General features: G+C 68.1%; 2 protein-coding genes. Both read right to left on the bottom strand.

The annotated features are described in order from the left end of the window. Nucleotides 1-34: 34 nt before the first annotated feature. Nucleotides 35-565, bottom strand: a complete 531-nt coding sequence (locus ALMP_RS18095; RefSeq protein ID WP_264929458.1) for a transposase — start codon at nt 563-565, stop codon at nt 35-37. After that, nucleotides 562-770 (bottom strand): winged helix-turn-helix domain-containing protein (locus tag ALMP_RS18090; RefSeq protein ID WP_264929456.1); only part of this gene is annotated, 209 nt, incomplete at its 5' end. The genes ALMP_RS18090 and ALMP_RS18095, both read right to left, overlap by 4 nt.

The following is a 770-nucleotide window of genomic DNA, read 5'->3' as shown; positions in this document are numbered from 1 at the left end:
TACTGAGGTTGAACTCGTGGTGTCGTGCCGTTGGTCAGGCAGGTCTGATGGTCAGGCCGGTCTCGGCGAGGCAGCCGTCTATGAGGTCGCTGCGGTACTGGATGTGCCGTAGGCCGCGTCGGATGCGCTGGATGAGGTGTTCAGGGGTGCTGAACGCGACGTTGGAGAGCCAGCCGCGTCGCAGGAGAGACCAGATGCCTTCGACGGGGTTGAGGTCGGGTGCGTAGGGCGGCAGGTAGTAGATGGTCAGCCAGTCCCGGTCTTCGGCGAACTCCTGTAAGCCGGCGGCCCTATGGACGTTGAGATTGTCCCAGATGAGCACTATGGGGCCGCCGAGCTGCTGGTGTGCGGCGATCAGCAGGTCTCTGTAGTCGCGCCAGGAGAAGCTCTTGCGGCCGTCGCGTCGGCCGTCGTCCCGGCGGGGCCGGTAGATCAGCCGGGAGCGGTGGCCGGGTTTGTAGCAGGTCAAGGCGGCGATCGAGATGCGTCTGCGGGAGCGGCCGCGGACCCGCACCACTGGGGTCCGGCCGCGCTGGGACCAGGTCTTCGCCTGCGGCGGCGTCATGGAGAAGCCGGCTTCGTCCTCGAAGACGAGCCAGGCTCCACGGGCCGCCGCGAGTCTTCCGCGCAGGGCCACACCTCCTTGGTCCACCCGGCCACAGCCTCGTCGTCCCGCTCGATGGCACGCCGGGCCGGGACCTGGCAGGACCAGCCGTTGCGGACCAGCAGCTTGCGCACGCCCTGGATCGTGTAGGTCAGGTGGAAGCGCC

The organism is Streptomyces sp. A012304 (assembly GCF_026008495.1).
Taxonomy (GTDB): domain Bacteria; phylum Actinomycetota; class Actinomycetes; order Streptomycetales; family Streptomycetaceae; genus Streptomyces.
Note: the sequence above shows the minus strand (reverse complement) of the source record. Positions and strands in the feature narration are given on the sequence as shown.

What these genes read in the sequence shown, in the direction of transcription:
- ALMP_RS18095 (WP_264929458.1), bottom strand. Translation starts at nt 565, where the DNA reads ATGACGCCGCCGCAGGCGAAGACCTGGTCCCAGCGCGGCCGGACCCCA.